21 protein-coding genes, 1 tRNA gene and 1 pseudogene are annotated in these 24,662 nt (G+C 39.9%); 20 read left to right on the top strand and 3 right to left on the bottom strand.

Annotated features, from left to right (window positions below):
- Window positions 1-4: 4 nt before the first annotated feature.
- Window positions 5-1,486, top strand: a complete 1,482-nt coding sequence (locus Bovatus_RS07260; protein ID WP_004297127.1) for a RagB/SusD family nutrient uptake outer membrane protein — start codon at window positions 5-7, stop codon at window positions 1,484-1,486.
- Window positions 1,487-1,618: 132 nt separating this feature from the next.
- On the opposite strand, the gene Bovatus_RS07255 is transcribed toward Bovatus_RS07260, so the two are convergent.
- Window positions 1,619-2,824, bottom strand: a complete 1,206-nt coding sequence (locus tag Bovatus_RS07255; protein ID WP_004297126.1) for an MFS transporter — start codon at window positions 2,822-2,824, stop codon at window positions 1,619-1,621.
- Between the two features lie 207 nt (window positions 2,825-3,031).
- Here Bovatus_RS07255 and Bovatus_RS07250 point away from each other — a divergent pair, with 207 nt between their 5' ends.
- From Bovatus_RS07250 to uxuA, 5 genes are all read left to right on the top strand, one after another.
- Window positions 3,032-3,277 carry a GlsB/YeaQ/YmgE family stress response membrane protein gene (locus Bovatus_RS07250; RefSeq protein WP_004297125.1) on the top strand — a complete coding sequence of 82 codons (246 nt, stop codon included), beginning with the start codon at window positions 3,032-3,034 and terminating at the stop codon, window positions 3,275-3,277.
- Window positions 3,278-3,321: 44 nt separating this feature from the next.
- On the top strand, window positions 3,322-3,609 hold the full coding sequence (locus Bovatus_RS07245) for a YtxH domain-containing protein (RefSeq protein ID WP_004297124.1): 288 nt from the start codon (window positions 3,322-3,324) through the stop codon (window positions 3,607-3,609).
- A gap of 390 nt (window positions 3,610-3,999) precedes the next feature.
- Complete coding sequence (locus tag Bovatus_RS07240) at window positions 4,000-5,073, top strand: LacI family DNA-binding transcriptional regulator (RefSeq protein ID WP_004297122.1); 1,074 nt, start codon at window positions 4,000-4,002, stop codon at window positions 5,071-5,073.
- Between the two features lie 21 nt (window positions 5,074-5,094).
- Window positions 5,095-5,907, top strand: a complete 813-nt coding sequence (locus Bovatus_RS07235; RefSeq protein WP_004297121.1) for an SDR family oxidoreductase — start codon at window positions 5,095-5,097, stop codon at window positions 5,905-5,907.
- 63 nt (window positions 5,908-5,970) lie between these two features.
- Complete coding sequence (gene uxuA, locus Bovatus_RS07230; protein WP_004297120.1) at window positions 5,971-7,140, top strand: mannonate dehydratase; 1,170 nt, start codon at window positions 5,971-5,973, stop codon at window positions 7,138-7,140.
- A 74-nt stretch (window positions 7,141-7,214) separates the two neighbouring features.
- On the opposite strand, the gene Bovatus_RS07225 is transcribed toward uxuA, so the two are convergent.
- Window positions 7,215-7,811, bottom strand: a complete 597-nt coding sequence (locus tag Bovatus_RS07225; RefSeq protein WP_004297119.1) for a 3'-5' exonuclease — start codon at window positions 7,809-7,811, stop codon at window positions 7,215-7,217.
- Between the two features lie 310 nt (window positions 7,812-8,121).
- On the opposite strand from Bovatus_RS07225, the pseudogene Bovatus_RS25155 reads away from it, so the two are divergent.
- The 3 genes and pseudogenes from Bovatus_RS25155 to Bovatus_RS07215 form a co-directional block, all read left to right on the top strand.
- Window positions 8,122-8,292: pseudogene (locus Bovatus_RS25155) on the top strand (ammonia-forming cytochrome c nitrite reductase subunit c552); the annotation flags it as partial.
- A gap of 37 nt (window positions 8,293-8,329) precedes the next feature.
- Window positions 8,330-9,154, top strand: coding sequence for an AraC family transcriptional regulator (locus Bovatus_RS07220; protein WP_004297116.1), 825 nt, complete (start codon window positions 8,330-8,332; stop codon window positions 9,152-9,154).
- A gap of 81 nt (window positions 9,155-9,235) precedes the next feature.
- Entirely contained in the window at window positions 9,236-9,652 is a 417-nt protein-coding gene (locus tag Bovatus_RS07215) for a pyridoxamine 5'-phosphate oxidase family protein (protein WP_004321324.1), read from the top strand.
- Window positions 9,653-9,719: 67 nt separating this feature from the next.
- Here Bovatus_RS07215 and Bovatus_RS07210 read toward each other — a convergent pair whose 3' ends face one another.
- Window positions 9,720-9,995 (bottom strand): putative quinol monooxygenase, encoded by a 276-nt coding sequence (locus tag Bovatus_RS07210; RefSeq protein ID WP_004297114.1) that lies wholly within the window; start codon window positions 9,993-9,995, stop codon window positions 9,720-9,722.
- Window positions 9,996-10,388: 393 nt separating this feature from the next.
- Between Bovatus_RS07210 and Bovatus_RS07205 the strand changes: the two genes are divergently transcribed.
- The 11 genes from Bovatus_RS07205 (at window position 10,389) to Bovatus_RS07160 (ending at window position 24,644) form a co-directional block, all read left to right on the top strand.
- The gene (locus Bovatus_RS07205) at window positions 10,389-11,228 is read left to right on the top strand and encodes an RteC domain-containing protein (RefSeq protein ID WP_004297112.1); all 840 of its coding nucleotides are present in this window, start codon (window positions 10,389-10,391) and stop codon (window positions 11,226-11,228) included.
- A 108-nt stretch (window positions 11,229-11,336) separates the two neighbouring features.
- The gene (locus Bovatus_RS07200; protein ID WP_004304101.1) at window positions 11,337-11,939 is read left to right on the top strand and encodes a DUF1062 domain-containing protein; all 603 of its coding nucleotides are present in this window, start codon (window positions 11,337-11,339) and stop codon (window positions 11,937-11,939) included.
- A gap of 85 nt (window positions 11,940-12,024) precedes the next feature.
- The gene (locus tag Bovatus_RS07195; RefSeq protein WP_004321318.1) at window positions 12,025-12,726 is read left to right on the top strand and encodes an SIMPL domain-containing protein; all 702 of its coding nucleotides are present in this window, start codon (window positions 12,025-12,027) and stop codon (window positions 12,724-12,726) included.
- A 217-nt stretch (window positions 12,727-12,943) separates the two neighbouring features.
- Entirely contained in the window at window positions 12,944-14,032 is a 1,089-nt protein-coding gene (gene rsgA / locus Bovatus_RS07190; RefSeq protein ID WP_004297109.1) for a ribosome small subunit-dependent GTPase A, read from the top strand.
- A 198-nt stretch (window positions 14,033-14,230) separates the two neighbouring features.
- Window positions 14,231-14,350, top strand: a tRNA-OTHER gene (locus tag Bovatus_RS25375).
- Window positions 14,351-14,563: 213 nt separating this feature from the next.
- Window positions 14,564-16,810 (top strand): hypothetical protein, encoded by a 2,247-nt coding sequence (locus tag Bovatus_RS07185; RefSeq protein WP_004297108.1) that lies wholly within the window; start codon window positions 14,564-14,566, stop codon window positions 16,808-16,810.
- Between the two features lie 269 nt (window positions 16,811-17,079).
- On the top strand, window positions 17,080-17,697 hold the full coding sequence (locus tag Bovatus_RS07180) for an HU family DNA-binding protein (protein WP_004297107.1): 618 nt from the start codon (window positions 17,080-17,082) through the stop codon (window positions 17,695-17,697).
- A gap of 81 nt (window positions 17,698-17,778) precedes the next feature.
- Window positions 17,779-19,491, top strand: coding sequence for an ATP-binding protein (locus tag Bovatus_RS07175; RefSeq protein WP_004297105.1), 1,713 nt, complete (start codon window positions 17,779-17,781; stop codon window positions 19,489-19,491).
- A 34-nt stretch (window positions 19,492-19,525) separates the two neighbouring features.
- Complete coding sequence (locus Bovatus_RS07170) at window positions 19,526-20,101, top strand: RNA polymerase sigma-70 factor (protein WP_004297104.1); 576 nt, start codon at window positions 19,526-19,528, stop codon at window positions 20,099-20,101.
- Between the two features lie 144 nt (window positions 20,102-20,245).
- Window positions 20,246-21,244, top strand: coding sequence for a FecR family protein (locus Bovatus_RS07165; RefSeq protein ID WP_004297103.1), 999 nt, complete (start codon window positions 20,246-20,248; stop codon window positions 21,242-21,244).
- Window positions 21,245-21,389: 145 nt separating this feature from the next.
- On the top strand, window positions 21,390-24,644 hold the full coding sequence (locus Bovatus_RS07160; protein ID WP_004297102.1) for a TonB-dependent receptor: 3,255 nt from the start codon (window positions 21,390-21,392) through the stop codon (window positions 24,642-24,644).
- The last annotated feature ends 18 nt before the right edge of the window (window positions 24,645-24,662 follow it).

Genomic DNA, 24,662 nt, shown 5'->3' with positions numbered 1-24,662 from the left:
AATTATGAGAAAAATAAAAATTCAATCCATTCTTGCGGCAGTTGCCGGACTTTTCCTGGCAACGAGTTGTAGCAGCAGTTTTTTGGATACGGACCCCACAGATGCGGTAAGTTCGGATAAGGTATCTGTACCCGAAAATGCGGAGGCACTTGTGAATGGTGCCTGGTATAATCTGTTTGATTATTCAAGTACCTATGCCAATATCGGTTATCGGGCACTTCAGTGTCTGGATGATATGATGGCAAGTGATATTGTTTCCCGTCCGAAATATGGTTTTAACTCTTCGTATCAGTTTAATGATATAGCGCAATCCTCAAATGGTAGAACAGAGTTTGCCTGGTATCTGATATATAAAACGATAGATAATTGTAACACTGCCATTTCTATCAAGGGGGATTCGGAAGAACTCCGTCAGGCACAGGGACAAGCATTGGCATTACGCGCCTTTTGTTATTTGCACTTGGTACAGCATTATCAATTCACCTACTTGAAAGATAAAGATGCTTCGTGTGTTCCTATATATACCGAACCTAGCAATAGCTCCACTGTACCGAAAGGAAAATCAACAGTGGCACAGGTTTATCAGCTTATTTTCGACGACCTCACTTTGGCGAAGGACTATTTGAAAAACTATGTCCGCAGCGGTGATAATCAAAAGTTCAAACCAAATGTAGCAGTAGTCAACGGTCTTTTGGCTCGTGCTTACTTGCTGACAGGACAGTGGGAAGAAGCTGCGAAAGCTGCTGAAGCAGCACGTGCAGGATATACGTTGATGACAACTACAGCCGAGTATGAAGGTTTTAATAATATTTCCAATAAAGAATGGATATGGGGATTTCCTCAAATTCCTTCCCAATCGGATGCCAGCTATAATTTCTATTATTTGGATGCAACATACGTAGGAGCATATAGCAGCTTTATGGCTGATCCCCATCTGAAAGATACATTTACCGAAGGTGATATTCGTTTACCTTTGTTTCAATGGATGCGTGAAGGATATTTGGGATATAAGAAATTTCACATGCGTGCAGATGATACGGCTGATCTGGTCTTGATGCGTGCTGCTGAAATGTATTTGATAGAAGCGGAGGCGAAAGTTCGTGATGGTGTAGCGTTGGCACAGGCTGTAGCTCCATTGAATACATTGCGTAATGCCCGTGGAGTAGGGGATTATGAGGTGACAGGAAAATCACAGGAAGATGTAATCAATGAGATTCTGATGGAACGTCGCCGTGAACTTTGGGGAGAAGGATTTGGTATTACCGATATACTTCGTACACAAAAGGCAGTAGAACGTGCTGCTTTATCGGATGAGATGCAAAAGACAGAAGTCGATTGCTGGCAGGAGGGTGGTAGCTTTGAAAAACGAAATCCTCTGGGACATTGGTTCCTTAACTTCCCGAACGGTAAACCGTTTACAGTAAATAGCACCTATTATTTATATGCTATTCCACAGAAAGAAATTAACGCTAACCCTAACATATAAATAGCTCTCTTAATTTTTTGACTTTGACCTTAACTTGTAGACCGGTATACGTCGTGACGACGCATACCGGTCGTTTTCTTTGGAAAAGAGGGAGCGCAAAATGTGACACACCCTATTTTATTTAATCTAATCTTATTCTATTTTTTTCTTCTTCAAATTAGGTAAAAAGAATGTGACCAATCCTAGTAGCGGCATATAAGCACAGATATTATATACATATTCAATACTCGTTTTATCCGCTAAATTACCGAGTACAGCAGATGCTACACCAGCCACCCCGAATGCAAATCCAAAGAATAACCCTGATATTAATCCGAGCTTGGTAGGAAGCAATTCCTGTGCATAAAGCAATATGGCGGGAAAAGCGGAAGAAAGCATCAATCCCACACAGAAGCTAAGGATAATAGTCCACATCAAATTAGCATGTGGCATTAGTAAACTGAACGGGGCAGCTCCTAAAATAGAAGCCCAAATCACATACTTCCGACCGATACGGTCACCGACAGGTCCGCCGATTAATGTTCCGATAGCAGTAGCTACCAGAAAGATAAATAAATATAGCTGCGAATCTTGTACACTTACATTGAATTTATGAATCAAATAGAAAGTATAATAACTCGTGAGACTTGCCATATAGATATATTTGGAGAAAATCAGAATCAGCAATATCGCGATTGAAAGGGCTGTCTTATCCATAGGCAAAGGAAGATGAACAGGTTTTCTAACACTGACAGTCTGTGCTTTCATCCGGTTTAGATATGATTTATACCATTTGCAAATTGGGTACATCACTCCGATAGCAGCTAAAGCCACAAATGCAAATACGATGAGATGTTGTCTGCCATAAGGAGCCACCAATAGAGCAACCAGTAAAGGACCTAATGAACCTCCGAAGTTGCCACCTACCTGAAAGAGTGATTGTGCCAGTCCACGTTTTCCGCCGGAGGCAAGGAACGTGATACGGGAGGCTTCCGGATGCAGTACGGAAGAGCCAATTCCGATTAAGAATACGGAGGCTAATATCCAGTATAGATTATCAGAGAATGCTAAGTTTATCAAACCAATCAGTGTAAAGCTCATTCCGATAGGCAATGACCATGCGACGGGATGCTTATCAAAGAAAATTCCGGTAATCGGTTGAAAAACTGAAGCGGAAAGTTGATAAACTAGTGTGATAAGTCCGATTTGCGCGAAACTAAGTCCTAAATCATCTTTAAATAAAGGATAAGATGCTGATAGCACCGACTGTAAAAGATCGTTGAGGCAATGCGAAAGACTCAATGCAATCAAAATGGAAAATGTAATTTTTCCTACGGGTTGTTCCTGATTCTGTACCATAATACCTATTTACTATTGAAGTGTTCCTGAAAAATCGGCTGCAAAGGTACGGAAACTTCCCGTTTCTCAATATATATTTGCTGTGATTAATTCAATATGATAGGAATAAAGCTCTAAGACTAAGGATTGTAAATTGTCGTTAATTCAGTTTTGAGTGACTGAACTATTCTTCATACCTACTGTTGTTAAATAAAAAAGGAGGATTATATGGGCTTTATATGGTATATCGTTATTGGTATTGTGGCTGGATTCCTCGCAGGTAAAATAATGCGCGGCGGAGGTTTTGGTCTTGTTATAAATTTATTACTTGGTATTCTTGGAGGTGTACTGGGCGGTTGGGTGTTTGCCCTTTTCGGACTGGCAGCTTCAGGACTGATCGGAAGTTTGATAACTTCCACCGTAGGAGCTATCCTTGTATTGTGGATTGCTTCTTTATTCTCGAAATCTAAATAGATATTTATATAATTTATTTTTAATCCTAAAAACAGAACTTGATTATGGAATGTAGACATGGAAATTTCTGGATTGGACTCGGAATTGGGTCAATCCTTGGCGCAGTAGCTTATCGTCTTTCACGTACAGCAAAAGCAAAACAATTAGAAAGTGAAATTTATAATGCTATCCATCGCATAGGTCGTGATGCTGAAATAGCTGCTGCTCATGCTGAAAGAAAAGCAGTGGATCTTGGACTTAAAGCAGTAGAAGCCGGTGCGGAAATTGCTGATAAAGTAGCAGATGAAGCCGATAAAGTGGCTGGAAAAGCAAAAGATAAGTGGGGGAAATAAGAACTCCAAAACGGGTAATCGATTTAAATAGAATCGGTTACCTGTTTTATTTTATATACGTTTAATCTTTTATTTCTAGCCTTATCAGTCACTATTTGAATGATGTGTGCACGAACACATATTGGTGTGTCTTCTCCATTATTTTCACTTCCTTCAAGAATCAAAAGCTATTTTCCCTCTGATTTCTCATCTGATAAATGCTTTTTTCTCTATACTATCTTTACTTTTTCTTATGTTTAACAACATGTATACTTCCTGGTTGTTCTGGTTAACTAGCTGATTATTAATAATATGTTCTTTATTGTATGTTATGTGTGTGCGCACACACTATTGCTTAATTCAATAATTCATTTTACTTTTGTCGATGAAAAACAAGATACTTATCAATAAATGGATAAAGAGTTTTCAAATATTCGGATTGTAGACATTGCTAAGATGGCAGGTGTCTCTGTTGGCACGGTAGATCGTGTAATCCATAATCGTGGTAGGGTATCTGAAGAAAATAGGAAAAAGGTACAGGCGATTCTGGAGATGGTACATTACCAGCCCAATCTGATGGCACGTTCATTGGCGGCCTCCAAAAAGCAATATCATCTTCTAGCGATTACTCCTTCTTTTGTTCAGGGAGAGTATTGGGAAGCTATTTCGGAAGGTATAGATAAAGCAGCGTCGGAAATGGAATCGTATAACATCACCATTACCAAACTCTTTTTCGATCAATATAATAACAAGACTTTTGATGATATCATCCGTAATCTGCTGAATGAGAAAGTAGATGGTGTATTGATTGCGACTTTGTTTACGGATTCTGTTATCCGGCTTTCGCAGGAACTTGACAGGAATGAAATACCTTATGTGTATGTTGACTCCAACATTGGAGGGCAACATCAACTGGCTTATTTCGGAACGGAGTCTTATGATGCCGGAGTGATTGCTGCCAGATTGTTGATGGACCGGCTTTCTTCGTCTTCCGATATATTGATGGCGCGAATTATTCATAGTGGGAAGAATGACTCTAATCAGGGAAAGAACAGGCGCGAAGGTTTCTGCCATTATCTCACGGAAACAGGGTTCAACGGAAATCTGCATGAAGTGGAGTTGAAAATAAATGATTCAGTGTATAACTTCATGAAACTGGATGAAATATTTGAAGCTAATCCAAATATAAATGGGGCTGTTATCTTCAATTCAACTTGTTATATTTTAGGGAATTACCTGAAAGCGAGAGGAATGCAGTCTGTTAAATTGGTTGGTTATGACCTTATCGGGAGAAATACACAGTTGCTTTCCGAAGGTGTCATAACCGCATTGATTGCGCAGCGTCCGGAGCGTCAGGGATATGATGGTATTAAATCATTGTGTAATCATCTGTTGTTCAAACAGGGCAGTGAAAAGGTTAATTTGATGCCTATCGATATTCTTCTCAAAGAGAATCTGAAATATTATCTGAACAATAAATTATAAACATATAAATTTGTAAGAACCATGAATGAATTATTTAACGTAAAAGGCAAAGTAGTTGTTATCACCGGTGGAGCTGGTATTTTAGGTAAAGGTATTGCTGCGTATCTCGCAAAGGAAGGTGCAAAAGTAGTTGTGCTCGACAGAAGTGGAGAAGCAGGAAAAGCATTGGTAGACAGTATCAAAGCCGAAGGAAATGAAGCCATGTTCCTTTACACGGATGTGATGGATAAAGAAGTGTTGGAAGGCAACAAAGTGGAAATCATGAAGGCTTATGGCCGTATTGATGTATTGTTGAACGCTGCCGGAGGTAACATGGCAGGTGCAACTATTGCTCCGGATAAAACTTTTTTCGATTTACAGATTGACGCATTCAAGAAAGTAGTGGATTTGAACCTTTTCGGTACAGTATTGCCTACGATGGTATTTGCTGAAATTATGGTAGAACAGAAGAAAGGTTCTATTGTAAACTTCTGTTCTGAATCGGCTCTTCGTCCATTGACCCGTGTGGTAGGTTATGGTGCGGCAAAAGCAGCTATTGCCAACTTTACTAAATATATGGCTGGCGAACTGGCTTTGAAATTCGGTAACGGTCTGCGTGTAAATGCCATCGCTCCGGGATTTTTCCTGACCGATCAGAATCGTGCGTTATTGACTAATCCGGATGGTTCTCTGACCGATCGTTCAAAGACCATTCTCGCTCATACTCCATTCAACCGTTTCGGTGAACCGGAAGACCTTTATGGAACAATCCATTATTTGATTAGCGATGCTTCTAATTTCGTAACAGGTACAGTAGCTGTTATCGACGGTGGATTTGATGCATTCTCTATCTAATATTGGGATGGTATCATTCTGTTTTTAATCATAATTAGTAACTTGTAATCAGGAAAGAATAATATGTATTTATGTGAACAAACTTGGCGCTGGTATGGTCCTAATGACCCGGTTAGCTTGTGGGATATTAAGCAGGCAGGCGCTACTGGTATAGTAAATGCTCTTCATCACATTCCAAATGGTGAAGTGTGGACAGTAGAAGAGATCATGAAGCGTAAGCAAATGATTGAAGAAGTGGGTCTGACATGGTCTGTGGTAGAAAGTGTACCTGTACACGAGCATATCAAAACACAGACGGGCGACTTTATGAAATACATCGAAAACTATAAGGAAAGTATCCGTAATCTGGCGAAGTGTGGCGTGATGGTAGTTACTTATAACTTCATGCCTGTATTGGACTGGACCCGCACAGATCTTGCCTATACAATGCCGGACGGCTCTAAAGCACTCCGCTTTGAAAAAGCAGCTTTTGTAGCTTTCGATCTTTTCATCTTGAAACGTCCGAATGCTGAAAAAGACTATACTCCGGAAGAAATAGCTAAAGCGAAAGCTCGTTTTGAGCAGATGAGCGAAGACGACAAGAAATTGTTGGTTCGTAATATGATTGCCGGACTTCCGGGTTCGGAAGAAAGTTTCACAGTAGAACAATTTCAGCAAGCATTAGATCGTTATGACGATATTGATGCAGAGAAGCTTCGTTCCAACCTGATTTTTTTCTTAAAAGAAATTGCTCCTGTTGCCGATGAAGTAGGAGTGAAACTGGTGATTCATCCGGATGATCCTCCTTATACCATCTTAGGTTTGCCTCGTATTTTGAGTACGGAAGAGGATTTCAAGAAATTGATTGAAGCCGTACCTAACGAATCTAATGGCCTCTGCTTGTGTACAGGCTCTTTCGGTGTGCGTGCCGACAATGATCTTGCAGGTATGATGGAGCGTTTTGGCGACCGTGTGAACTTCGTACACTTGCGCAGTACACAACGTGACGAGGGAGGAAACTTCTACGAAGCTAATCACTTGGAAGGAAATGTAGACATGTACAACGTAATGAAGAGCCTTATTCTTCTACAACAGCGTCGTAAATGCTCTATCGCTATGCGTCCCGACCACGGACATCAAATGATTGATGACTTGAAAAAGAAAACGAATCCGGGATATTCTTGCCTGGGCCGTCTTCGCGGATTGGCTGAACTTCGCGGCTTGGAAATGGGTATTGCAAAATCTATCCTCTAATCGAAGTACATAGTTAGCACTTTATTATCAAACACTACGGCTATTATTGATTGAAATAATAGTTGTAGTGTTTTTCATTTGCTCTTTTTCACTGGTTGAGGAATAAGTGAAGCGAATAAATCTCCAACATGTATATCTTTATCAGCTTTCTTTGTTTTTCTTTCTTTTTTCGGTTCGGGAATAATAAGTAAAGCTATTTGTGCGCAAGCCTCTGCATCTGCCAGTGCGTGGTGGTGATTCTCTAAATGATATCCGCATCGTTCTGCTACCGTATGCAACTGATGATTGGGCAAATCTTTTCCAAAGACTTTCCTCGAAGTACGGCAAGTACAATAAAACTTATAATCAGGATAAGTCATGTCATATAATTCGTGAACCGCCCGGAGACAACCTTCATCAAAAGGACTGTTGTGCGCTACAAGTGGCAGACCGTCTATCAATGGTTTGATTTCCGCCCATACTTCCGGAAATTCGTCGGCTTCCATCGTGTCGTCGTAAGTTAAGCCATGAACAGCTGTGGTCCATTGCGTATAATAATTGGGGCGGGGACGGATCAGACGATAGATTTTATTCGTTATTTTTCCTTCCCTTACGATGACAACCCCAACACTGCATACGCTGGTACGTTTGCCGTTGGCTGTTTCAAAGTCGATAGCTGCAAAGTTTATCATCGTTTCTATTATTTTTTCGGATACAAATATAGCATAAAAAATGAGGTTGGAGAAAATATAGTAACAGGATTGGCAAATAGAAACCTTTTACTAAAAATTGAATTAAAATGGACTTTGGGGAAACATTTCCAATAAAAAACTCTTCTTTTAAAGAATTTACACTATTTTTGTTCGACATAAACCAAAGGCATGGACAAAATGGAAAATCCGGGACCATTTGCCCCCTCCTGTCCAAATCAAATTGATCCCCTGAATCCAATCTAAATTGATCCCTTTTGTCCAGCTGAAAGTGACCCCTTCAAATTGAACGTACGGATATACTGGTGATGTTCCGCTTCCGGATATCACAACGAAAGAAAAGGCGCAGCAATATATCGGTTTGGATATGGCTGCCGAAAAGGTAGGCAAAGATAAATTTCTCGAAGAAATTGTCCCTGAATGGCTTCAAAAGGCAAAGGCAAACGGACGCATCGTTGATTAGAATTTATTTTCGCTATATTTGCGTACAAAATAGATCCATGTATACAGAATATCAGCCTTCTCATTTACTTGTTCCCTACATTGATAGCTATTGGGAGTTTAAGGGCAATCCGGATTATGGTATGCGCATCCATATTCTGCCGGATGGTTGTACCGATTTTATATTTACGCTGGGAGAGGTGGCTAATGCTGTTGAAGAAGGGAGTCTGATTATGCAACCCTATCGTTCCTATTTTGTAGGACCTATGACAAAATATTCGGAACTCGTCACTTATACAGAATCGATTCACATGTTTGGCGTTCGTTTTTTACCTTGTGGTTTGTCTTGCTTTACAAACCTGCCTCTACACGAATTTGTGAATAGCAGAGTCAGTACTAATGAGATGAAGGCTGTTTTTGATGACACTTTTATTGAAAAATTAGGTGAGCAGAAGCATGTCACAGATCGAATACGAGTAGTGGAAGAATATTTGCTGGCATATTTGGCGCGTCATTATCAGCCTGCCGATTCTCATGTCGCTATGGCAGTGAACATGATTAATCATTCCAAAGGAAAACGTTCAGTTCGCAGCTTGATGGATGATGTCTGTTTGTGTCAGCGTCATTTTGAGAGAAAGTTCAAGCATTATACCGGATTTACTCCTAAAGAATACAGCCGTATTGTTAAATTTAAGAATGCTGTGGAATTGTTGAGAACCACAACATCAGCCAATCTGTTGACTACGGCAGTTGATGCAGGATACTATGATTTAGCGCATTTTTCAAAAGAGATTAAGTCGATGTCCGGCAATACTCCTGCGTCTTTTCTTTCCCTAACCGTTCCGGAAGAAACCACACTTACTTATATCGAACCACAAAGATAGATTAGGTAAAAGTCGCTTTTTTACAATAGAATGGGAAGATATGCCGTTACCTTTGCAAGGTTAATAAAAAACAATCAATTTATGACCACAAAAACAATGAAAGAGAAAGCAACAGAATTGTTGCAGAGATGTGAAGTAGTTACCCTTGCTTCTGTGAATAAAGAAGGTTATCCCCGTCCTGTGCCGATGAGCAAAATCCTGGCAGAAGGAATTTCCACTATCTGGATGTCTACCGGAGCAGATTCACTAAAAACAATTGATTTCTTATCGAATCCGAAAGCAGGATTATGCTTTCAGGATAAAGGAGACAGCGTGGCGTTAACGGGGAAAGTGGAAGTTGTAACTGACGAAAAGATGAAGCAGGAACTTTGGCAGGATTGGTTTATCGATCATTTTCCCGGTGGTCCCACTGATCCCGGCTATGTCTTGTTGAAATTTGAATCGAATCACGCAACTTATTGGATTGAAGGAACATTTATCCATAAGAAACTCGACTAATTCTACTCGGAAAGATAGAGGAATAGCGGATTTAATGAGGCTGTTCTCGAACAGCCTCGTAATTCATTTAGAATTCAAATTTTTCCAATTTCATTTCAGCCAATTTCTGAATGATACCTACATATTGAGCGAAATGAGGAGATTTTTCGTGTGCTGCCAATACTTCGGCATTCTGCCAAGTTTCGCAAATCATGAAAACGTCAGGACGCGTGCTGCTTTCGAAAGTATCATAAGCAATGCATCCTTCTTCTTTTAAAGAACAGGCAGTCAGTTCTTTTGCCGCTTTTATCGCTTCTTCGCGGTTGGATTCGTTTACACGAACAAAAACATTTAATCTGATCATAGTCTTTTTTATTTATATAATTAAAAGAATTGCTTTCTCACAGTATCTGTGAAAAGTCGGAGGCAAAGATACTATTTTTCTATACTTCTGGTGAGTTTATTTCAAAAATTCATATAAACTTCATGTCATCCTAAAAAAACAATTATATTTGCATCTGAATTCTAAAAGCAATGATTTTGGGCACAATTCTTAAATTTGTTATAGCTTAATATTAGCCTCATAAACCACAGGCTAATTTCTTTCGTTTGAGTAGTTCTATACTTGAACAGGTTTTTCATTTTATCATTTTTATTATTCACTGCATCGTTTTTCAAAACTGATGCAATTAAGGTATTCAGGCTTTTAGTCCGGTTTATGCTAATCAGATGGGAGTGGTGGGTGCGTTGAGAATGAATGGAAAATTTCGTAAGAAATAGTAAGCTGAACATAGAAGAAGAAATAAAAAGGATTGAGCTTCAGACGGTTGATCCTTTGGATAGAATCAGGCAGATCATTGGTGTCGTACAGGTTTCACTGACCTCGCTGAAAACAGCTGTTGCCGGATATCAGTTTCGAAGTGCTGAAGAAGAGATTCTTTTCTTTAAAGTATCGAAACCGCAGATTTCCGGTCTGTTGATGTTTTATGTCCGTTTGTATCAGATTGAAAAGAATCGTATCGACAAATCTCTGTCATCCCAATGCAGATATCTGAAGATTGAATTGGAGAACCTGCAAAAATTATTTTTGAATAATGACTTTTATGAATATTATCGTGTCGGTCGGACAGAGCTTGATAGCCGCTATTTCATTCGGGAGAATTATGATATTCTTTCTGATATACATTGTCATCTACTGGATAGAGATATTTCTTTTACCACCTTGCATGATTCGAGTGTTGCAGAAATTTTGGCGAATAATCGTTTGATAGAATATGTGTCGGAAGAAATAGAGCAACTGACAGAGAAACTTCATCTTAAATTCACTTCCATTGTAGACAGTAAACTGTTGCAATGGACGGACAGTAAAGTTGCTTTGGTTGAGTTTATCTATGCCTTGTATGCAGGTAAATGCTTTAATAATGGAAATACGAGTTTGAAAGACATTGCTTTTTGTTGCGAAACACTGTTTAATATCGAGATAGGTGATTTTTATCGTATATTCTTGGAAATCAGGAATAGAAAGAAAAGCAGAACCCAATTTCTGGATAAGTTGAAAGAACAGATTATAAAGATGATGGATGAGCTTGACAGATAAATTTCAGGGCGTCTTGTGACATCTTGTGAATTATACAAATGGCTATTATCCAACTTTGCGGAGAAATATAATTGATTCACAAAGAAAGATAATCGCTTTTGTATAGTTATGGAAACAACATTTACATGGGAGATAAGGGTGAAGAATTGCCCCTTATTAATTAAGAAATGCAGTCACTGTGATAGTGACCGCTTTTATTGCAGTGATAAGTTCAGGATGAATGCACAGAAGAAAAACATTGATGTCTGGCTGATTTATAGATGTGTGAAATGTGATAACACTTGTAATATGACTCTGTTGTCACGAACTAAACCCGACTTGATTGATAAAAAGCTCTTTCACAGCTTTTCTATGAATGACAGGGAAGTTGCCTGGCAATATGCCTTTTCTGCCGGAGTGGCAAGTAGGAATAATCTTCAATTAGATTATGACAGTGTTGAATATGAGGTGATAAATACCGTCTCTTTAGAAGACATCCTGAATATGAGTAGTGAGATCATAAGTATCCAAGTCAAGTGTGATTTCGACTTGAGCCTTAAATTATCCTCATTGATAAAAAGATGTCTGCCTCTTTCCAGTACCCGCTTGAAGCTGCTGTTTGAAAAAGGGTATATTTCTTTACTTTCCGGCAAAACATCTTCCAAGTGTAAGGTAAAGAATGGCGATACTATTTTGATGGATCGAAAAAGCCTGATTGATTTCTTGGGATAAAATCGGTTTTACAGTTTTTTTTAATAGCTTTGTGAAATGATAATTCGCATTCTGTAAAAGAGGTTGTACTATTAAGATGGAAGATATGAAAAAGGTATGTTTATTAGCTTTTGTTTTGTTTACTTGGAGTATCGTTGTGAATGCACAGGAAAGTGATGGACGATACGTTGAAGTGACCGGTTCTTCTGAAATAGAAGTCGTTCCGGATGAGATTCATTTTCTGGTTCAGATTAAGGAGTATTGGCAAGAAGAATACACCGGTAAATCAAAAAAAGAAGAAGATTTTCATACGAAAGTGCCATTGGCAATGATAGAGAAAGATTTGCGTAAAAGTTTACGCAAAATAGGAATAACGGATGATGCTATCCGCACACAGGAAATAGGAGATTATTGGCGTCAGAGAGGAAAGGAGTTTCTGATAGGTAAGCAATTGGATATCCGGCTTACGGATTTTGAGCAGATTAACTCTATTATTCGTTCAGTCAATACGTGGGGAATTGAGTCCATGCGCATCGGAGAACTCAAACATAAGGATTTGCCAATGTATCGGAAACAAGGTAAGATTGAAGCACTGAAGGCTGCCCGTGAGAAAGCATCTTATCTGGTGGAAGCGATGGGGCAGCAGTTGGGTGAAGTGATTCGTATCATCGAACCTGCCGATAATAACATAAGCCGTTATCTTCCTTTCGAAGCGCAGAGCAATGTAAGCATGGGTGCGGCAGCTACCGAGCAGTACCGGGTTATCAAGCTACGGTATGAAATGATGGCTCGTTTTGCCATTAAATAAAAATAGTCTATCTTTGTCGCATGACAAGAAATAATAAATCGGATTTGGTTTAGTAAACAATCTGTGTTTCTGATACAGATTGTCCTTTCGTTTGCTCTCGGATGATTCCTTCCGGGAGTACTCTTTATGTCTTTATAATTTCAATTTTTAACTTGCGTACAAGGGTGCTAAAAGCATCGTGGTGCTTTGTAACGTGTACGCTGTATACATTAAGATCATGAATAACGAAAATCAAACAATTCACAAATTCGACTTTAATTTAAACTGGTATGGCTGGAATGATAAACTAAGCCAACTAAAACAAGAATCACTCTACAGCACTCTTCCTCATGGACGTATATCCATAGTACATCGTACCTGCTACGAGGTCGTTTCCGAAAACGGATTGTTTCAGTGTGAACTCACGGGAAACATGATGTATGGGAAATCTGATGCTGAATTACCCTGTACGGGTGATTGGGTGCTTTTTCAACCATTTGATGAGAATAAAGGGATTATTGTCTATATGCTACCTCGTGAGCGGACATTGTATCGCAAGAAAAGTGGTACAGTTGCCGATAAGCAGGCCATTGCTTCTTACGTCGATAAAGCATTTATTGTGCAGAGTCTTGACGATAATTTCAATGTCCGCAGAGTAGAACGTTTTATGGTTCAGGTATTAGAAGAAAACATCAAGCCTGTATTGGTACTTAATAAATCCGATTTAGATTTTGACAGGCAGAGTGTTGAAGAACAAATAAATCATATCTCCAATCAGATACCCGTATTTTTTACGAGCATTCATCAACCCCAAACGATTCTCCGGTTGCGGGAATCCATATCAGAGGGAGAAACTGTTGTGTTTGTCGGTTCTTCGGGTGTCGGGAAAAGTTCTCTGGTAAATGCACTCTGTGAAAAATCTGTGTTGCTTACCTCCGATATAAGCCTGTCCACAGGAAAAGGCCGGCATACATCAACCCGTCGGGAAATGGTATTGATGAATGATTCGGGTGTTTTAATCGATACTCCGGGTGTGCGTGAATTTGGCTTGGTTATCGACAATCCAGACTCACTGGCCGAAGTACTTGAAATCTCTGACTATGCAGAATCGTGCCGTTTCAAAGATTGCAAGCATATCAACGAACCGGGTTGTGCTGTTTTAGAAGCAGTCAATAGCGGTGTGTTAGATTATAAAGTTTATGCAAGCTATCTGAAACTTCGCCGGGAAGCGTGGCACTTTTCAGCTTCCGAACATGAGAAACGTAAAAAGGAGAAGTCCTTTACAAAACTTGTAGAAGAAGTAAAGAATCGTAAGGCAAATCGCTGATTTCTATTTAAACGATGCAGGTATTGGAATTTATTTTTTTCTTTAAAAGAGCAAAAAAGTTTTAGTTGCGCAAAAAGGCTGCGCACCACTGCATCTATCTTTGTCGAAGAAACAAGAAAACAGGTCAAGTACGGGTTACTTCCATACATCCTGTTAAGATATTGACTCATACGATTATCAGTTTTCCTGTTTCGTAAAGGGGCAGTAGCTCAGTGGGTAGAGCATCATACATAATCTTGAGATTATCCTGATGAAAAAGGTCAATTAAGATTTACTTCTATCCTGTGATGGTCGTCGGTTCGACTCCGGCCTGCTCCACAAAAAATAAATATAGAGGTAGGACAGCAGCTTCGGGATTATCTGAAATGAGGTCAACCGGGGCTTACTTCTTAACGGTGGATAACGCTGGTTCGAATCCGGCCTGTTCTACCTCTTTTTATCAACTAAGGTCAAGGAAGACTTACTTCAAAACCGCAGGAATGCTCCATTGATTCACAGTCTTCCGATTACCTTACTTAAAAAAACAAAGTTATGAATAAAGATTTGTTGAAAGTGTCTATCAGGCAGAATGCAATCTATTTGCCTTTGATAGAAGAAGAGAAAAAGCAGGAAGAGTTGACTTCGACTACCATTGCATTGGTAGCCCAACTCCGTAAAGTAGGATATAGCTTGTCCGAAGAACTGCTGCATGCCGTTAATCAGTTATATCCGGCTCAACAGATGATGATTCTTCAGGTGATGAAAGAAGCATTGGGCGTGACGCTAAACTGGGCTCCATTGGTGAAAGGGTGGGATGTACCTACCGGAGAAACGCGCTTGGATCATCTGGTTACATGGATCGCTAACCTGTTTAATAGCCAGAAAGGCGTTAAACTACCTTGCGGACACGTGATCCCTGATAATACATTCCCTATGGAACGATACAATGGTTGTCCGTTCTGCGGAACCCCGTTCCAAACGGCTACTACGGAATATTTCGGACAGGGAAGTAAACTGAAAGTGCTGGAACTTTGGCAGGACAAGGAGCTGAATGCTTTTTTCTGTGACTTGCTTGAATCGCGTACAGCTCTTGATGCCACACAAGCGGATAGCTTGAAAATAATGCTTGGCGAACTTCCGTTACCGGCAGTCGGAATCAAAATGAAGGAGACATTGATGTTGGTGATAGATACATTGGTGGAACAGGATAGAGCGCAGGAAGCGCAAATCTATTTCTCTACTCCGAATGATATATTGCGTTATCTGTGGTATAAGAAAACCGGATTCCTGCAAATCATAGAGCCTAAGACTATTATCCGTAAAACAGGTAGAAACAACACACATATATGTGGAGTTTTGGATAAAAGTCGTTCGGCAGCTCAAGCGAAGCGTGAGGAGTTGAAGTTGAAATATACGCGTCGTGAATGTAAAATGGTAGCTCTTTGGTTGAACAACCTGACAATGGCTCCGGAGAAGGCTTGCGAAATCATGCATCCGAAAAGAGAGATGTGGGTACGTATGATACGTGCGTTGCGTCTGGCGGAATATGCCCGTAAGCCGGAATTCGGAAATTTGAAGGAATTGATGGATATATTCTACCGCGAGGCATATACCGTTTGGCAGGGAGAAGTGGAGCGCAACCGTTTGAAGGCGGATGCGGAACAGACATTTGCTTTGTTAAAGCAGCGACCGGGTATGTTTGCACGTTCTTTATTTGCGAATATGCTTTGGTTCGGAGCGGAAGAGACGTTGGCTGCATTTAAAGAAGTGGTTCATTTGTTGCCGGCACGTTTGGTAGTTACTTTGGGTATGTATGCGGAGAGCTACTTTGAACCGGGACGTAAGAGAATGGTGAAACCTTTAGGGGGGAATGCTCTTTTGATAGAACCACATTATTTGGTGGGTCTGTATATGGAGGATCAGCTAAAAGCGATGGTGAAGGATGTACAGGATTTGTGTAAGGAAGTCGTAGCTGCCCGTTTCGCCAGTGCAACTGTCGAAAGTGAAAACAAAAGTATGTATATTGACCCTATGTTGTTCCATATTCCGTTGGCTATCGGCGATCGTAGCGAAACAATTCAGGATACTTCCTGTGCTTTGCAGGGAACGCGTTTCCCGGTAGAGGGGGATAAAGTGCGATTGTTTATGCAGTGGGGAAAAGGGCTTCCGGCACAGCATCTTGACATGGACTTGAGTTGTCATATCACTTTGCCTTCCACAACAGAAGTTTGTTCCTTCTTCAACTTGCAAGCTATTGGCGCTAAACATAGCGGGGATATCCGAAGTATTCCTAATAAGAAAGGTACTGCTGAATATATCGAGCTGGATTTGAATGAACTGAACCGTGTAGGTGCGGAATATGTCGCTTTCACTTGCAATGCATATAGCAACGGGACTATCTCTCCTAATCTGGTGGTAGGTTGGATGAACTCTGCCTATCCAATGAAGATATCGGAAAGAACAGGAGTAGCTTACGATCCTTCTTGCGTACAACATCAGGTACGTATTTCCCAAAGTTTGCAGAAAGGGCTTGTTTTCGGAGTTCTGAAAGTGAAAGAACGGGAAATCGTTTGGCTGGAAATACCTTTTGGTGGACAGACGATTCTTTCTTTGGATACACAGACCATTGAAAAGTATCTGGATAAGCTGGAAGCGAAAACAACTGTTGGTGAACTGTTAGCTGTCAAAGCACAGGCACAGGGATTGAAGTTAGTTGATATTCCGGAAGCGGACGAGATATATACTCGTGAATGGGCATTGAATACTGCCGCTGTGACTAAATTACTGTTGGGTGATTAAATTCTTGGGAGGAATTGTCTTTTTCCTCCTAAGATTTAAAGGTCGTATCGCATAAAGTTATACCTTTGTATGCGATAGATTAATCGTCTGACAGCTGTTGAACTTTCGTCTGACAACTGTTATCTTTCCGTCTGACAACTGTCAGACGAAAAAGATACAGCTGTCAGACGATTATTTTTATATGAACTGAAGATTAAAGTTCAATGAACAGGCGATTAAATATACGTAGTGAAAGTAATAAATGTATGAACTAATAAAAAGATATACTTATGAGTGCTCAATATGATTTGTATGAAACACCGGATCCTGATTGTACCGGAGAACAAAAGCCTTTGCATGCCCGTATCGTTCCAAATGGAACTTACTCGAAGAAAGAATTCATGGAACGTGTATCTCGTTCTTCCCAGACTTTTAACTATAACGTGATAGATGCGGTAGTAGGAGTTGTATTGGATGAACTAGCCGAAACGTTAGCAGAGGGATATATCGTAGAACTTGGCGAACTCGGGCATTTTAGCATCTCTTTGAAATGTACGCATAAAGTAATGACTAAACGTGAGATTCGTGCCGAATCAATCTGTTTTGATAACGTGCATTTGCGCACTTCCAAAGAGTTCAAAAGGAAGATTAAGCGTGAAATAGAGTTGGAACGTGTGGATAAATCCAAACACTCTTCTCAAAAAGTGGAATTTTCTATGGAGCAACGCCAACAGCTTTTACAGGAATTTCTAAGGAAAAATGGTGGTATTACCCGATTGGAATATAGTAGCCTGACCGGACTTTCCCGGCTGAAAGCAATAGATGATTTGAATACTTTCATTGAGAAAGGGATTCTTCGTAAACGTGGAGCTGGAAGAACCGTGTTTTATGTTTGGCAACAAGAGTAATAACAATCAATTCAAAGATTTCTTCTTGTTATTGCTAACAATTTTGTACCTTTGTTTGTCTATAGAAAAAATAGTAGGATTATGGCAAGTATAACAATTCCTTATGCAGTAGCAGATTTCATAGAAATGCGTGAACGTGGTTTTTATTACGTAGATAAGACCCAATATATAGCTAAGCTTGAAGATTATAAGGCTCCTGTATTTCTGCGTCCCCGTCGCTTTGGGAAGAGTTTGTTAGTCTCTACTCTAGCTTGCTATTATGACCGTACGAAAGCGCATCGGTTTGAAGAATTGTTTGGTGACACGTGGATTGGAAACCATCCGACAAAAGAACATAACCGTTATATGATAATCCGTTATGACTTCTCCGCAATGGTAATGTCAGACCATATTCAAGGGCTGGCACAGAATTTTAATGACTTGAATTGCGGTCCGGTAGAAGTAATGGTAGCACATAATCGTGATTTGTTTGGTGATTTTGAATTTAGCAATCGTGGCGATGCATCTAAAATGCTGGAAGAAGTGCTTACTTACGCCCGCTCTCACGAATTGCCTAAAGTCTATATTTTGATTGATGAATATGATAATTTCACCAATCAATTACTTACTGCCTATAATGATCCACTCTATGAAGAAGTTACTACTAATGACAGCTTTCTGCGTACTTTTTTTAAAGTAATTAAAAAAGGTATTGGTGAAGGTAGTATCCGTACTTGTTTTTGTACAGGTGTGCTGCCTGTCACTATGGATGATTTGACTAGTGGATATAATATTGCAGAGATATTGACTCTTGAGCCTAATTTCCTGAATATGCTTGGGTTTACATACGAAGAAACTGAAACATATCTACGTTATGTGCTTGATAAGTATTCTACAGGACAGGATCGCTTTGACGAAATATGGCAACTAATAGTGAGTAACTATGATGGTTATCGTTTCCGTCCGAATGGAGATCGGTTATTCAATGCCACTATCCTTACTTACTTCTTCAAGAAATTTGCAGCCAATGCCGGTAGTATTCCGGACGAATTGGTAGATGAAAATCTACGTACTGACATTCATTGGATTCGTCGGTTGACTCTTTCGCTGGATAATGCGAAAACGATGTTGGATGCATTGGTAATTGACGATGAATTGCCTTATAATGTGGCTGATCTTGCTAGTAAGTTTAATAAGAAAAAGTTTTTTGATAAAGAGTTTTATCCCATTAGTTTGTTTTATTTGGGAATGACGACGTTGAAGGATAAATTTGTAACCACATTGCCTAATATGACGATGCGTAGTGTATACATGGACTACTATAATCAACTGAACAAAATAGAAGGCAATGCACAACGTTATGTTCCTGTGTATCGGCACTATGATTCCAATCGAAGCTTAGAACCACTCGTTCAGAATTATTTCGAACAATATTTGGGACAATTTCCAGCACAAGTTTTTGATAAGATCAATGAAAACTTTATCCGGTGTTCTTTCTACGAACTGGTATCGCGTTATTTAAGTAGTTGTTATACCTTTGCCATCGAACAGAATAATTCAGTAGGCCGATCAGACTTTGAAATGACCGGTATTCCCGGTACAGATTACTATACGGATGATCGTGTGGTCGAATTTAAATATTATTGTATGAAAGAAGCTGAAAAGATGCTTGCGCTTTCCGAGCCTCTTCCCGAGCACGTGGAACAGGTGAAAAGATACGGTGAAGACACTAAGAAAAAGTTTCCTAATTATAATGTACGGACATATGTGGTGTACATTTGTGCTAATAAGGGATGGAAATGTTGGGAAGTATGAGACAATAAAATCTGCAATATTGCACTAACTGTTTATGAAAAATGAGAGTCATATTATCTCTCGAATGATTTCCGGAGATATAAATGCTTTTAAACTTCTTTTCGATCGTTACTATTCTCAAGTGCGTTTCTTCACATTGGGGATAGTGAAAGATTCTTTTGTTGCCGATGATATAGCTCAAAATGTATTTATCAAGGTCTGGACAAAAAGAGAATTGATTGATTGCGAACGGAAGTTTAATAACTATTTGTATTCCATCACAAAGAATGAGATAACAGATTATTTCCGTTCCTTAGTCATTTCAGAACCTTTGGAAAGCATTTCATATCTGAAGGATAGCGATCATACAGATGAAATGATAGAAAGTGTTTATGATCTGTCACATATTAAAGAACTGGTGATGAAAGAAGTGGATAATATGCCTCCGCAGCGTCGTGCAGTGTTTGTCATGAGTCGTTTGCAAGGATTGTCTAATGATGAGATAGCCTCTAAACTAGGAATATCCAAACGCACGGTAGAACGCCATCTGAATATAGCGTTGCATATACTTCGTGAAAAACTGGGAGGATTTCTTTATTGGATTGCTGTTTTGTTCATTCTTTCTCTCTGATTTTAATTTTTCCGCTCTGCCATACTACTTTTTGTTACACCTCTATTCCCAATTAATAGTTTATAAATGTTAAAGTCGAAAAAGCATTGGGTGTACTTTTTCTAGCTTCCGTATATCAGATATAACCAGATAATACGAAGAAAAATGAAACTCTTACCTCCCGGAATATTGAAAGACTATTTCTATAACTTGAAGAAGGATATCACTTCAAGTGCGTTTGGACGATGGTTCATAGAGAATGAGTCTAAACCGGAATTCGATCAGGAATTGCAAGAAATTTGGAAAGAATCGTCTCAAGTAGCCTGTGACCGCGAAATGACCTCTTCTGCATTTGTGAAGGTCTGTGAAGCTATTGGTGGAGTAGCTCCGTCTCCTCAAAAGAGTACATTCACGAGAACAATACATTATCTGATACGTGTTGCAGCTATTCTGTTTATTCCTTTATTGGGAGCTACTCTTTATCTATATCTGGATAACAAGGAATCACAAGTCAACTGGATAGAAGTCTATGCCGAATATGGGCAAAAGAAAGAAGTTATTTTGCCCGACCAGAGTAAAGTTTGGCTGAATTCCGGTACACATATTATCTATCCCGAATGGTTTACCCAAGTTCGCCAGATATTTGTTAGCGGAGAAACCTTTCTGGAAGTGACAAAAGATCCGGAACGTCCTTTTATTGTAGATACAAAAGATTTAAGCATCAAAGTGCATGGAACAAGATTTAATGTACGTTCTTATACGGAAGATAAAGGCACGGAAGCCACACTGCTTGAAGGAAGTATTTCTTTGTTGGTGAAGGGAGATTTAAATCAGCAGGATATTTTCCTTGTTCCGGGTGAGAAAGCTATACTGGATAAAAAACAAGTTAAACTTGAAAAGTTTGACGTCGATGGGTATCAATCCTGGCGAAACGGACAGTATACATTCAGAGACAAGACACTGCAAGAGATTATAACGGAACTTCAACGTCTGTTCAATGTTCAGATTGTGATAAGGGATAAAGCGCTACTCAAAGAAATTTTCTTTGTCACATTTGCCCAGGGACTTTCTTTGGATGAGATGCTCGAAGCATTGAATATAGACAATGAATTATGTATCAAGCGAGATCAGGATATTATTGAAATTTCAAGAAAGACGAGATAGACAACCCAGTTATTAACCTTAAAATACATGTGCGGAATGGATGGATAAACAAATAAAAAAATAAACGAGAAAGTGGTTGCGACACTTTCCCGTTTTGGAAATCAGTTAACAAAATTAATTATTAACTTAGATCATTGCCAAAGGTATGAAATATCATGAAAAACCGGCTCATTTTAGAGAGCTATTTAGCAATCTTTTACCAATTCTATTGGCGCTATTTATCTGGACGAATCCGGTATTGGCGCAGAATAATGGAGAACTTATCACGCTTAGTCTCAAAAATAAGACAATTGGTGAGGCGTTGGAAACAATCAATAAGCGATACAACTACACGTTTGTTCTTCGAACACCGGATATTGATACAAAAAGAAAAGTTTCAATAGACGCCAAACAACAAAAGATCGAAGATGTACTGAATAATCTGTTTCGGGGGCAGGATGTCTCTTTCGATATCAATAACAAAACTGTCCGTATCTCCAAGAATGTCAGGCAGAAAGACGCAGAATCTACACAGGGGGCTACTGCCAGAAACGTGACAGGACAAGTTACGGATAGTTCCGGCGAACCGATGATAGGTGTCAGTGTGATGGTGAAAGGAAGTAATAATGGAGTGGTGACCAATATGGATGGTAAGTACGAAATCAAAATCGATCATCCTAATCAAGTACTTCAATACTCTTTTCTCGGTTATCTGTCCCAGGAAAAAAGAATCGGAGACAACCGGATGCTGAATGTAACTTTAGAGGAAGATGTGAAAAAACTGGATGAAGTGGTTGTAGTAGGCTATAGCGTACAGAAGAAGAAAGATATAACGGGAGCTGTATCCACTGTTCTGGCAAAAGATATAGAAAATATTCCCGTGAATGATTTCGGGTCGGCACTTGCCGGACGTTCTGCGGGAGTACAAGTTATCACCCCTTCGGGGAAGCCGAATGAGGGTTTCTCTATCCGTGTCCGGGGAGCTACGTCTATCAATGCAGGAAACGAACCTTTGTATGTGGTGGATGGAGTGCCGACCAGTGACACAAAAACGATCAACCCTTCCGAAATAGAAAGTATTACGGTATTGAAAGACGCTTCTTCTGCTGCAATCTACGGAAATGCAGGTGCGAATGGGGTAGTACTGATTACTACCAAAAGAGGCCGGAAAGGTGAAGCGCAAATTGAGTTGAATGCCTACTATGGTTTTTCGGAACGTGCCAAGAGAATAGATGTTTTGAATAAAGATGAATATCAGGATTTACTTTCCGATTTGGGGTATCCGGCCATGGATACCTCCGTGTATAATGCCAATATCGACTGGCAGGATGAAATGTTTCGCAATGCGGCCATGCAGAATTATCAGTTATCCATTTCCGGTGGAAACGAAAAATCCCTTTATTACATTTCAGCCGGATTTATCAAACAGGATGGTATTGTAAAACCATCTTCATTTGAACGTATGAATTTTAAGATCAATCTGGAACAGGAATTGAAAAAATGGGTAAAGATCGGAACGAACCTAAGTTACAGTAAGATCAATGATGTCGATGTTTCGGATGGAAATTCCGAGACCGTTATTCTGCAAGCCATCACCACTCCATCTGTGGTAGGTAAATATAATGCGGACGGAACATTTCCTACGCTACCGTTTTTGTCTTCTTTGGAGAATCCTTTAAGTGCGGTAGAGTCATATACTCGTGATTATGTATATCATAAATTGTTGGGTAACCTCTATGCGGAGATTTCTTTTACTCCGGATCTGAAGTTAAAAACAAGCATGGGCATCGAAATGGGTGCTTCCCGGTACAAAGAATTTCTGGACCCGTTCAGTTCAGCTTGGGGACGTAACCAGCAGGGACAAGCGAGTTATAACACTTCGTTAAATTACAAATGGATCAACGAAGAAATTCTGACTTATACTAAGAAGATAGGAGATCACAGTTTCTCGGCTTTGGCGGGGTTTGTGGCTTCCCGCTATGTGGGAGAATCGGCAAACAGTTCTATACGTGGATTCTCTGATAATAAAATACATTCTATGAACGCCGGAACTGTATTAAACAAGCCAAGTGAAGATTATGGTGCATCTACCAATGCTTCTGTATTGGGGAGAGTGACCTATGACTACCAGAATAAGTACCTCGCCACTGTCAATTTCCGTGCTGACGGTTCTTCCAAGTTTGGAGTGAACAACCGTTGGGGGTATTTCCCTTCTTTCTCTTTGGGATGGAGACTGACTGGGGAGGAATTTATGAAACCATTGGATTGGTTGAGTGATTTGAAACTGCGTGTCGGCTGGGGACAGGTTGGTAATGACCAGGTGGGTTATTATAGTTCTTATGGGATTTATGGAATCGGAGCCAATTATAATATGGATGGCATTATTTTACCAGGATATTATCAGAGCCAGATAGGGAATGATAAGTTGCGTTGGGAGAGAACTACCCAGACCAATGTGGGACTCGACTTCTCTTTCCTTAATGGAAGAATGACGTTGACTGCCGATGCATACTATAAGAAAACAACCGATTTGCTGTTAATGGTAAAGCTGCCTCAAACTTCCGGATTCGATTCGGGTATGCAAAATGTAGGTAGCGTGGTAAATAAAGGATTGGAGTTCCAACTGACCACGCGTAATCTGACCGGAGAACTAAAATGGACAACAGATTTTAATATCTCCACTAATAAGAATGAGGTGACAGATATGGCAGGAAGTCCTGCTATCTTTACCGGATCACTTGATAAGAAAATCTCCGGAAATGTGTCTATCATTCAGAAAGGACAGGCTTTAGGTTCTTTTTATGGTTTTCAGGCAGCAGGAGTAAACCCGCAAAACGGACGTATGATGTACGAAAAGGCTAACGGAATGTTAGTGTATGAAGAAGATTTGAGTGCAGATGAAGACCGCCGGATCTTAGGTTGTGCACAGCCGAAATTTCTGTATGGCATCAACAATGTTTTTTCATATAAGAATTTTGACCTGTCTTTCTTCTTTCAGGGTTCATACGGGAATGATATTTATAATGCCACCCGTATGTTTACCGAAGGAATGTTCGACTCCCGCAACCAGTCCGACCGTGTCCTGATGCGTTGGCGTAATCCGGGAGACTACACTACTGTGCCCCGTGCGGAGAAAGATAAATACCCGGCTATTTCTTCCCGTTTTGTAGAAGACGGATCTTACTTTAAACTGAAAAATGTGAAACTGTCATATACTTTGCCGCGTCCGCTGACCCGGAAGGCTTTGATGGACAGAGTGACGGTCTATATATCAGGGGATAACCTGGTGACTTTTACCAATTACAGAGGTTATGACCCGGAAGTGAATATCGGTGGAGGCAGTTCTTCGGCTATGGGAATCGACCAGGGTGTCTTCCCCCATGCAAGAACTTATATTCTGGGAGCTACTATTGTATTTTGAGCATTGTTCAACTCATTA

Source organism: Bacteroides ovatus (assembly GCF_001314995.1).
Taxonomy (GTDB): Bacteria; Bacteroidota; Bacteroidia; order Bacteroidales; family Bacteroidaceae; genus Bacteroides; species Bacteroides ovatus.
Note: the sequence above shows the minus strand (reverse complement) of the source record. Positions and strands in the feature narration are given on the sequence as shown.

Excerpts from the sequence above, each read along its gene's own strand:
- Bovatus_RS07240 (WP_004297122.1), top strand. The coding sequence starts at position 4,000 with ATGGATAAAGAGTTTTCAAATATTCGGATTGTAGACATTGCTAAGATG.
- Bovatus_RS07255 (WP_004297126.1), bottom strand. The coding sequence starts at position 2,824 with ATGGTACAGAATCAGGAACAACCCGTAGGAAAAATTACATTTTCCATT.
- rsgA (WP_004297109.1), top strand. The coding sequence starts at position 12,944 with ATGAATAACGAAAATCAAACAATTCACAAATTCGACTTTAATTTAAAC.
- uxuA (WP_004297120.1), top strand. The coding sequence starts at position 5,971 with ATGTATTTATGTGAACAAACTTGGCGCTGGTATGGTCCTAATGACCCG.
- Bovatus_RS07225 (WP_004297119.1), bottom strand. The coding sequence starts at position 7,811 with ATGATAAACTTTGCAGCTATCGACTTTGAAACAGCCAACGGCAAACGT.
- Bovatus_RS07235 (WP_004297121.1), top strand. The coding sequence starts at position 5,095 with ATGAATGAATTATTTAACGTAAAAGGCAAAGTAGTTGTTATCACCGGT.
- Bovatus_RS07180 (WP_004297107.1), top strand. The coding sequence starts at position 17,080 with ATGAGTGCTCAATATGATTTGTATGAAACACCGGATCCTGATTGTACC.
- Bovatus_RS07260 (WP_004297127.1), top strand. The coding sequence starts at position 5 with ATGAGAAAAATAAAAATTCAATCCATTCTTGCGGCAGTTGCCGGACTT.
- Bovatus_RS07205 (WP_004297112.1), top strand. The coding sequence starts at position 10,389 with ATGGAAAATTTCGTAAGAAATAGTAAGCTGAACATAGAAGAAGAAATA.
- Bovatus_RS07215 (WP_004321324.1), top strand. The coding sequence starts at position 9,236 with ATGACCACAAAAACAATGAAAGAGAAAGCAACAGAATTGTTGCAGAGA.
- Bovatus_RS07200 (WP_004304101.1), top strand. The coding sequence starts at position 11,337 with ATGGAAACAACATTTACATGGGAGATAAGGGTGAAGAATTGCCCCTTA.
- Bovatus_RS07185 (WP_004297108.1), top strand. The coding sequence starts at position 14,564 with ATGAATAAAGATTTGTTGAAAGTGTCTATCAGGCAGAATGCAATCTAT.
- Bovatus_RS07170 (WP_004297104.1), top strand. The coding sequence starts at position 19,526 with ATGAAAAATGAGAGTCATATTATCTCTCGAATGATTTCCGGAGATATA.
- Bovatus_RS07245 (WP_004297124.1), top strand. The coding sequence starts at position 3,322 with ATGGAATGTAGACATGGAAATTTCTGGATTGGACTCGGAATTGGGTCA.
- Bovatus_RS07195 (WP_004321318.1), top strand. The coding sequence starts at position 12,025 with ATGAAAAAGGTATGTTTATTAGCTTTTGTTTTGTTTACTTGGAGTATC.
- Bovatus_RS07210 (WP_004297114.1), bottom strand. The coding sequence starts at position 9,995 with ATGATCAGATTAAATGTTTTTGTTCGTGTAAACGAATCCAACCGCGAA.
- Bovatus_RS07250 (WP_004297125.1), top strand. The coding sequence starts at position 3,032 with ATGGGCTTTATATGGTATATCGTTATTGGTATTGTGGCTGGATTCCTC.
- Bovatus_RS07165 (WP_004297103.1), top strand. The coding sequence starts at position 20,246 with ATGAAACTCTTACCTCCCGGAATATTGAAAGACTATTTCTATAACTTG.
- Bovatus_RS07160 (WP_004297102.1), top strand. The coding sequence starts at position 21,390 with ATGAAATATCATGAAAAACCGGCTCATTTTAGAGAGCTATTTAGCAAT.
- Bovatus_RS07175 (WP_004297105.1), top strand. The coding sequence starts at position 17,779 with ATGGCAAGTATAACAATTCCTTATGCAGTAGCAGATTTCATAGAAATG.
- Bovatus_RS07220 (WP_004297116.1), top strand. The coding sequence starts at position 8,330 with ATGTATACAGAATATCAGCCTTCTCATTTACTTGTTCCCTACATTGAT.